We start from the raw sequence: 8,684 nt of genomic DNA, 5'->3' as shown, positions 1-8,684 counted from the left end.
CGAAGAATTTAATTAAGAGTAATCGTACCTTTCACTAATGTACGTAATTCAAAGGGAGGGCGCAGTCTCCTTTTATGCGCCGGACTTAAGCAAGTACATTGCCGGTGGGCGTATTGAGCCGGCTTGGGCACCAGTATTCTATAACCCAGCCATGGTTAATAATAGGAGTATATCAGTTATCATTGTTAGAGCTTACTTAAGGCTCCTTGGTAGGAATGGCGTATTATGTGAACCATTTACGGGTACAGGCATTAGGAGTATTAGGTATGTTAAGGAGGCTGGGGTTGAGAGGGTTATTGCCGGTGATGTGGATAATGCTGCAGTTGATGTTGCCTTAAGGAACGTTGAGTTAAATGGATTAAGGGATCAGGTTAAGGTAATTAGGAGTGATGCTAACGTTCTACTGGCTAATAATAAGTGCGATATAATAGACATTGACCCTTACGGTTCACCAGCCCCATTCATTAATTCCGCCTTACTTTCAATTAAACACGGTGGATTACTCTGCGCCACAGCCACTGACTTAGCGGTCCTGCAGGGTAGTTACGTTAATAAGGCTATTAGGAGGTATGGTTTTAGGCCGCTTAGGGGCTTCTTATCTAGGGAAATAGGCTTAAGGGGTTTATTAGGGTTTATTGCTAGGCAAGCCTTAATGATTGATGCTGGGGTTAAACCATTATTAGCGTACTGGGAGAGGCATTACTATAGGGTATGTGTAATAGTGAGTAAGGATAGGGGGTCTGCCAGAGAGACTGTAAGGAACCTTGGCTACGCCTATTACTGTAGTGAATCCTTGAGGAGGGGCTTCATTAATAGGTATCCGATTGGCGTTAAGGGTGGGTGCATGGTTAGTGGGCCCCTGTGGATTGGTACTATTGGGGATGTTGAATTCCTAGACTACTCGCTGGCATTAGTTAATAATATTGATTATGAATTGAGGGCTGCTGAAATAATTAAGGGAACATTACCTGATAACCTACCAATACCCCTATACTACACAGTAACGGAGTTGGGTAGGGGTTTAGGCCTCATTCCAAGCCCATTAAGGCTCAAGTCGCATTTAATGGAGAATGGTATTGAGGCTTATGATACACACTTCACTACTGAGGGTATTAAGACTAGTGCTGAACCATGGTGGTTAATTAGGGTTATCCGCTTAATCCCTCTTACCAACAACTAACGCATGCGCAACATCATAGGGTTCTAGGTGAATCATGTTTATTATGTCGAATCCCCTCTCCTTAATTGTATCTATCTCCCTCTTAAAGGTTTCAGAGGGTTCCTTGGTGACGTCAATTGACATCGCCTTTATGACTAAGATTATGTAACCACCCTTAACTAGGTACACATCGGCATTATCTGCAAGTATCTTAGCTTGAAATGGCTGAGCTACATCAATATATGCTACATCAACTCCCTTAACCAGTGAAATGTATTGCTCAGGGTACCTGGCGTCGGCAAGTATTGGTATTACGTTTAACCTACCTTGGTCTATAATATTCTGCATGAATTCCCTAAAAACCCTTGGGCTAAATTCAACACTGTAAATTAAACCACTTAACCCAACAATATCACTCACGTGACTAACTGTTGTACCACTTGCTGCACCAAGGTAAAGCACCTTAGATCCTTCACCAATGGGCATAACCTCAAGCTTATTCATTATTGCCGCACCAAGCTTAGACCTATAGGGATTCCAAACCCTATACTCAACACCACCTAGGTTAATTAACTGCTCACCATACACCCTTTTACCTGGCGTCAAGTTCCTTGTAGCTAACCTGGTTGAGCCATCCTCGAACTCAATCCAGTAAACACCCTTGAACTTCTCATGCTCCTTAACATCCACTGCCCTTACACTGGACATACTTAACCTTAATTAATTAAGGTATTTAAGCCTTAGCGTCGCTCCCCCATTGCCTTATCAGCATACCTAATACTACGTTGACCCATGTAGTTAAACGTACGCTTACTTACACCTATATTGAGTACCCATTTTAAGCAGACAAAATTTATATCGACTTTCCTAATTCATGTGCATGAGAATAATGAAGCGCATTGAGTATAACACTAGCATTAACCCATTCAATGGAATTAATAACATTAGTATCACATCCCGACACCTTAAGGTGCTTTTCACGGCAAGCATGGGCTTCTTCACTGATGCCTATGATTTATTCATAATTGGCGCAGTACTAGACATATTTAGAAGCATGCAAATTAATGGATTCAACCCACAGATGCCTATACTTGGGATCCCAGCCGAGGGCTTCATTGCATCATCAGCCATATTAACAGCCATAATTGGCCAAGTCCTCTTTGGTTGGCTTGCTGATTATTGGGGTAGGAGGAGGGTTTATGGTGTTGAGGCAGCATTAATGGCTACTGGTGCCTTACTCTCAGCTTTAGCGCCGAATCTTTACTGGTTAATAGCCTTTAGGGGTATATTGGGTTTAGGTATTGGTGGTGATTACCCAGTATCCTCAGTAATAATGAGTGAGTACGCCAACGTCAAGGATAGGGGGAGGTTAGTGGCCTTAGTTTTCTCAAGTCAAGGCATAGGAGCCTTAACAGCAGTCCTAGTTGGCTTAGCATCAGTTAACCTACTACCACCCTCATTAGCCTGGAGGATTATGCTGGCTGTGGGCGCGATACCGGCCTTAATGGTGATTCATATGAGGCGTAAAATACCTGAAACACCCAGATACGCATTACTGGTTAAGGGGGATTTAAGGGAGGCTAATAAGGCAGCCGGCTTCCTTGGTGTTAGGATTAATGAAGCAGCATCATCAAGGAAGCTAAACATGAGTGAATTCCTGAGGAGGTACTGGTTCACGTTAATTATTACAGCAGGCACATGGTTCCTAATGGACATAGCCTACTACGGCACAGGAATATACTCAGGGCCGATAGTAACCACCTTCCTACCAGTAAGCACGTACACGGCGTTGAAGTCACGTATAATTCATGAAGTCTTTGAAGCCAGCTTACCGTTCCTAGTAGGCCTACCCGGCTACTTCACTGCAGCCTTACTTATAGATAAGGTTGGGAGGAGGCTAATGCAGCTTCAGGGGTTTGCCATAATGGGTGCGCTCTACTTAACTGTTTCAGCCCTAGTTGTGATTAATAATGCAGGCTTAATTAGCTTCCTAGCCCCTACTCAAGTAGTACTAATGCTATATGTATTAACATTCTTCTTCATAAACTTTGGGCCAAATACCACAACCTTCGTAGTGCCGGCTGAGGTTTACCCAGTTAGCCACAGGGCTATGGGGCACGGCATATCTGCAGCGGCAGGTAAGGCTGGAGCCGCCTTATCCACCCTACTTCTTTACCCATTACTTGAGGCTCATGTTAAGGAATTACTGGTAGTCTACGGGATTGTGTCAATACTGGGCGCATTATTAACCATACCATTAAAGGAAACTAAGAATAAGGACCTTGAATCCGTTTCAGGGGAGGAGTTGGTTAGCCGTGTTTCAGATATAGATAGGGGTATTAGGCTTGAGGCTATTGCTAGGCGGCTTCATGGTTAATTCACTGTTCATTCTCAGGTTGAATGGCTTACAGCATCTTTATATAGTGGGCTAAGCCTAACTGACTTACCCACTATTATCACTGACGGATTCTCCACGGTGATTCTGCAGCCAGCCACCTCACCCAGCGTCATGAATTGAACCCTTGAACCACTCATGTATGCCCTAGTCACCACGGCCACAGGTGTACTTGAGTCTAAGCCTCCTTGAATAAGCTCCCCAGCTATCCTACATGCCTCAGAGGCACCCATTAATATCACTATTGTGCCAACGGATGTAGCTAACCTCCTGAAGTCGACCTCCCTAAACCCCTTACCTGGATCCTCCCTACCGGTCACAAATGCAACACTACTGGACACACCCCTAAGTAGTATTGGTATTAGGTACTGTTCAGGGGCTGCTATGGCGCTGGTTACCCCTGGTACAGCCTCGCACTCAACCCCATTCCTAATTAAGTACTGGCACTCCTCGAAACCCCTACCGAATATGAATGGGTCACCGCCATGAAGCCTAACAATCACCTTACCCTCAAGAGCCTTCCTGAGGAGTAATTCATTTATCTCATCCTGCTCCATGGAGTGCCTACCAGGCTCCTTACCAACATATATTAACTCAGCCCCCTCCTTAACATGCTTAAGAACATCCACCGGTATTAACCTATCGTAAACCACCACGTCGGCCAACTCCAATAGTTTAACTGCCTTAACGGTAATTAACTCAGGATCCCCTGGGCCAGCCCCAACAATATACACTTTAACCATTGCATTAATTTAAAAATTTAGGGGAAATAAACCTCACTTAAATGCAATGCGTAATGAATTTTAATGAATTAAGCATGGAGAAGGGTACGTACGTGCTTATCCTTAAAGCCTTAGAACCAGTCTCAGTTAAGGTTGGTTCACTGGGTCGGGTTACGTTAAGTGAGGGGTATTATGCTTACGTTGGTTCAGCTAGGATTGGTATTAGGGCTAGGGTGGGTAGGCACCTTAAGTTGGCTAGGCTTAAGGCAGGTAAGCTTAAGTGGCATTTAGACTACGTCCTAATTAGTGATTACATTGAGCCCTACTACTTAATTTACGTTAATGGATACTTCATAGAGCATGATATTGCTCAGGCACTTCTTAGGCATGAGGGCATTGAGGTTGCTGCTAAGGGCTTTGGCTCCAGCGACTGCCACTGTGTGAGCCACTTCTTTAAATTAGTGGTAAATCAAGACCCACCATTATTCATTGCGTCATTAATTAAGCAGATGGGCTACACACCCTGCGTATTGAAGCTTAATGCTAAATAATAGGGAACATGCGTTTTCAATGAGGTTTATTCATCATGGTTTAAATTCAATAACACTGCTTATTGTGAATTTACCCGTTAAGCGTATGTCCCTTGATGATGCGCCAACCCTAACCTCATATTCACCAGCATCAACAATCCACATGCCCCTACCCTCATTAAAGCTCGCTAAGTCCCTTACATTAATCGTTAACTCAACATGCTCTGACTCACCTGGATTTAATAGCCTGGTTTTCCTAAAGGCCTTCAACTCCTGTACTGGTTTATCAATTGAGCCCTGTGGAGCCTTAACGTAAACCTGAGCGGCTTCCTTACCTGGGTATTTACCTACATTTATTACATCGAATGATACTTTAATTAATTCCCCATCCTTAACCACATTTAGGTTCCTGTACTCGAACTTAGTGTATGATAGGCCGTAGCCGAATTCATAGGCTGGCTCAACATTATACTTATCATAATACCTATAACCCACGTATATTCCCTCACAATACCTAACAGCCCCAGGATTATCCTTAGGTATCCCTGGGTAGCATTCAGGCGACTTGAGTGCAGGCACATCACTTAAATCCTTAGGGAAGGTTACAGGCAGCTTACCTGATGGATTAATGGCGCCTATTAATGCGTCGGCAATGACCCTACCAGCCTCCTGCCCAGGTAGCCAAACCAATAGTATAGCATCCACTAAATCCCTCCAACTGGCTACCTCTATTGGGGCTGGTATGTTGAGTATGGCTATAATTTTCTTACCTAGTGAGTGGAATTGCCTTGAAGCCATTTCAATAAGCCTACGTTCACCATCAGTTAAATAGTAGTCACCCTTAATGGGCTTCCTATCCCAACCCTCTCCTGAATTCCTCGTAATAACTATGATGGCTACATCATTACGCTCAGCATACCTCCTAACCTGCTCCTCACTAATAATATCCTGAGGTAGAGGCTCTGAGTAGGCTTCCTCATAGTATAGGGCGCATAGGTAATCCTCACCCCTATTCTCCTTAACGTAATTAGCGTATATTGATGATAACTCCTCATCAACCCTTAACCCCCTGCCCCTTAAGCCATCGAGGATATTTATGAAGTACCTTGGGTGAGTGTGCCCACTACCTAAACCACCCCTATTAGTTTCAACCTGCCCAGTACCGAATAAGGCAATTTTAGTATTAGCATTAAGTGGTAATGCATCATTATTCTTAAGTAGAATTAAACCCTCAGCGGCAGCCTCGTAGGCTAATTTAGCGTGATCCTTAAGGTTAGGGGAGTTTGATGGATTATGGCCCCTGTAGGCTAAAGTCTTCTTAATGAATTCAAGGACCCTGGCTGCACTCCTATTAACGTAATCCTCACTCAACTCACCCCCCTTAACAGCATTAATAAGCCTTGAGACTGCTTCATCACTGCCGGGCATTATTAAGTCATTACCAGCCTTAACCTGCTCAATAGGATTATCACCAGCACCCCAATCACTCATAACTATACCATCAAACCCCCACTCCTCCCTAAGCACCTTAGTCAGCAGCCACTCATTCTGGGAAGCGTACTTACCGTTAAGCTTATTGTATGAGCTCATTATTGCCCATGGCTTAGCCTCCTTAACCACTATTTCAAATGGCTTCAAGTAGATTTCCCTAAGAGCCCTCTCATCAACAATAGTATCTATGGTGGTCCTATTAGTCTCCTGCTCATTAGCGGCGAAGTGCTTAGGCGTGGCCGCAACGCCAACAGATTGAACACCCCTCACGTAGGCTGAGGCAATTTTACCAGCTAGGAGTGGGTCTTCTGAGAAGTATTCGAAATTCCTACCGCATAATGGGTGCCTATGAATGTTAATGCCAGGCGCAAGGAACACGCTTATACCGTAATCCCTAGCCTCCTCACCCATAGCCTCACCAACAGCCTCCACTAAGTCGGGATTCCAAGTGGATGCGAGCATTGTGGGTACTGGGAAGGCTGTGGCAGGCCACCTCCTGAATGGATTAGGCTCAATCCTAATACCAGAGGGGCCATCAGCCATAGCCACCATTGGTAAGCCCCTAACAGGCCTAGTTTCACCAGCTGCACCATGAATTCTCCTTAAACGCCACGGTGCGCCAACAAGTAGTTGAACCTTCTCCTCAAGGCTTAAGTCCTCAACCTTAACATCCCTACTCATACTATACCATAGTAGCCACAACCTTTAAAGTATTTCAGAAGGAGGGGTAATACTCATAATCGTTGATTTTTAATCCTGGCTAAGCGTAATTAATGAATCATGAATCCTAAGCATCCTTCGCCAAGATCCTCCTGGCATAAATCGCGTGGAAAACCCTACCAGCCCCATGAAGTAGTGCATTAGTCTTCAGTAAGTTAAAGCCCCACTTATCCGCTAACCCTTCCTTAACCTTAAGCACCCTAAATATGAATAGGCTTATTGCTGCATCAGGATTATGTTTAAGGCGCTGGTATGTGTAGCTTTCCCTTCAAACAGCTACACCACTGTTGGCCTAGGGTATAGTAGCCTATAGAACACTCCATTATAATCTACGAAGTTCATGAAATATGGCTAATGCATCATGCTTAAAAACTTACCCTGAAAAATTATAATCCTCTTAGTGCAGTTCCTTTAACGCTAAAAATGCTCCAGCGAATGAAATAGCATTACTCAGGTCATTAACCCAAATCCTAACCCTCACCTAAACTATTTATACCCTAAAACAAGCGGCGCCATTTTTGGCTCCTACATTACTTTCCCTGTGTGGTATTTGCATATGTTTTTGATTGGGCATTGGGTGCATTTTGGGTTTCTTGCTGTGCATACTTCTGATGCGAAGTCAATTATTGAGTAGAGTAGTTCCTTATTCCACTTAACCTGCCTCACCAGCATCCAAAGTTCCTTATCACTCATGTACCTCCTTGATGGGTTCCTACCAAGTACAGCCCTTGAGAGTACTCTAGCAATGTTTGTATCTAGGATTGGCTTTGATTCACCACACGCCACTATGGCTACGGCAGCAGCAATGTAATCCCCAACGCCTGGAATCCCCCTAAGCTCACTGTAACTGCACGGTACCCTGCAATCATAATTATCCCTAATGTACTCGGCAGCCCTCCTAAGGCGCTCAGCCCTCTGCCTATATAGGCCTAGGGGCTTAAGCATAGCCTCAACCTCACCCTGCCCCACCTCAAGGATGCTGCATGGTGTTGGGAACCTCCTCAGGAACCCCTCATATGTTAAAGACACCTTAAATGCATCAGTCTGAATGAGGAGGAATTCAGCAATAAGCACAGCCCAGGGATCCACCCTACTACGCCAAGGCCACCACCTCCTAGGCCCAAGGCCCCCAACCACACCAACTACCTCACTTAAGCCACCAATCATCCCACCACCCTAGCCGCAAGACCCACATAACACTTTAACCCTCCTCCACCCTCCTGACTACTGCCGTGTATTAAGCCTCCTGCTTAATCTGAATAATGGTGTTGGGTTCTTCAGTAGCTTAAACATTGCCCAGCCAGTAAAAGTATTCGCCTCATAGTCAAGTACCGCAGCCGCCTTAGGGATCACACCACTTATATTGCCTCATCCTCAGCCCTAAGGGCATAATCATACTTATCTTATCTCACACAAACTTATACCGAAATACGAAGTATTCAAAAAATCTTGTAAAACAAAGTAGAAGATTAAAAGGGATATGAACATGAACAAATATAGTATAAATAAATTCATGGATCAATAATGCCCATACCCCGTAACTTATTGTGAAGGCCCCTAATGATGCCAAGGGCTATGCCGTAGCCCCTCGACTCAATAATAATCCTTACGCGTTCAGTATCTACTGCACCATATTCATGAACAATAATATTCCTAAACCTCACAAC

At 44.4% G+C, this 8,684-nt stretch carries 10 protein-coding genes; 3 read left to right on the top strand and 7 right to left on the bottom strand.

The window, feature by feature from the left end; all coding sequences use genetic code 11:
* Window positions 1–37: 37 nt before the first annotated feature.
* Window positions 38–1,180, top strand: a complete 1,143-nt coding sequence (locus tag BP896_RS03400) for a tRNA (guanine(26)-N(2))-dimethyltransferase (protein ID WP_291765655.1) — start codon at window positions 38–40, stop codon at window positions 1,178–1,180.
* Here BP896_RS03400 and BP896_RS03395 read toward each other — a convergent pair.
* Window positions 1,157–1,867 (bottom strand): fibrillarin-like rRNA/tRNA 2'-O-methyltransferase, encoded by a 711-nt coding sequence (locus BP896_RS03395; RefSeq protein WP_291765653.1) that lies wholly within the window; start codon window positions 1,865–1,867, stop codon window positions 1,157–1,159. The genes BP896_RS03400 and BP896_RS03395 overlap by 24 nt on opposite strands.
* 190 nt (window positions 1,868–2,057) lie before the next feature.
* Between BP896_RS03395 and BP896_RS03390 the strand changes: the two genes are divergently transcribed.
* Complete coding sequence (locus BP896_RS03390; RefSeq protein ID WP_414633181.1) at window positions 2,058–3,536, top strand: MFS transporter; 1,479 nt, start codon at window positions 2,058–2,060, stop codon at window positions 3,534–3,536.
* Between the two features lie 14 nt (window positions 3,537–3,550).
* Here BP896_RS03390 and cobA read toward each other — a convergent pair whose 3' ends face one another.
* Window positions 3,551–4,297, bottom strand: coding sequence for a uroporphyrinogen-III C-methyltransferase (gene cobA / locus BP896_RS03385; RefSeq protein WP_291765647.1), 747 nt, complete (start codon window positions 4,295–4,297; stop codon window positions 3,551–3,553).
* Window positions 4,298–4,350: 53 nt separating this feature from the next.
* On the opposite strand from cobA, the gene BP896_RS03380 reads away from it, so the two are divergent.
* Window positions 4,351–4,827: a GIY-YIG nuclease family protein gene (locus BP896_RS03380; protein ID WP_291765646.1), complete on the top strand. Its 477-nt coding sequence runs from the start codon at window positions 4,351–4,353 to the stop codon at window positions 4,825–4,827.
* A 33-nt stretch (window positions 4,828–4,860) separates the two neighbouring features.
* Here the strand turns inward: BP896_RS03380 and BP896_RS03375 are convergent, their stop codons facing one another.
* The 5 genes from BP896_RS03375 to BP896_RS09885 form a co-directional block, all read right to left on the bottom strand.
* The gene (locus tag BP896_RS03375) at window positions 4,861–6,978 is read right to left on the bottom strand and encodes a glycoside hydrolase family 3 N-terminal domain-containing protein (RefSeq protein WP_291765644.1); all 2,118 of its coding nucleotides are present in this window, start codon (window positions 6,976–6,978) and stop codon (window positions 4,861–4,863) included.
* A 106-nt stretch (window positions 6,979–7,084) separates the two neighbouring features.
* Complete coding sequence (locus BP896_RS03370; RefSeq protein WP_291765641.1) at window positions 7,085–7,216, bottom strand: hypothetical protein; 132 nt, start codon at window positions 7,214–7,216, stop codon at window positions 7,085–7,087.
* A gap of 326 nt (window positions 7,217–7,542) precedes the next feature.
* Window positions 7,543–8,184, bottom strand: coding sequence for a hypothetical protein (locus tag BP896_RS03365; RefSeq protein ID WP_291765638.1), 642 nt, complete (start codon window positions 8,182–8,184; stop codon window positions 7,543–7,545).
* Window positions 8,185–8,241: 57 nt separating this feature from the next.
* On the bottom strand, window positions 8,242–8,370 hold the full coding sequence (locus BP896_RS03360; protein WP_291765636.1) for a hypothetical protein: 129 nt from the start codon (window positions 8,368–8,370) through the stop codon (window positions 8,242–8,244).
* Window positions 8,371–8,528: 158 nt separating this feature from the next.
* Window positions 8,529–8,681 (bottom strand): hypothetical protein, encoded by a 153-nt coding sequence (locus tag BP896_RS09885; RefSeq protein ID WP_414633180.1) that lies wholly within the window; start codon window positions 8,679–8,681, stop codon window positions 8,529–8,531.
* Between the last annotated feature and the right edge of the window lie 3 nt (window positions 8,682–8,684).

This window comes from Caldivirga sp. UBA161 (assembly GCF_002506515.1).
In the GTDB taxonomy this organism is placed as follows: Archaea; Thermoproteota; Thermoprotei; order Thermoproteales; family Thermocladiaceae; genus Caldivirga.
The sequence above is the reverse complement of the archived record's forward strand: the minus strand, read 5'-3'. Positions and strand labels throughout refer to the sequence as shown.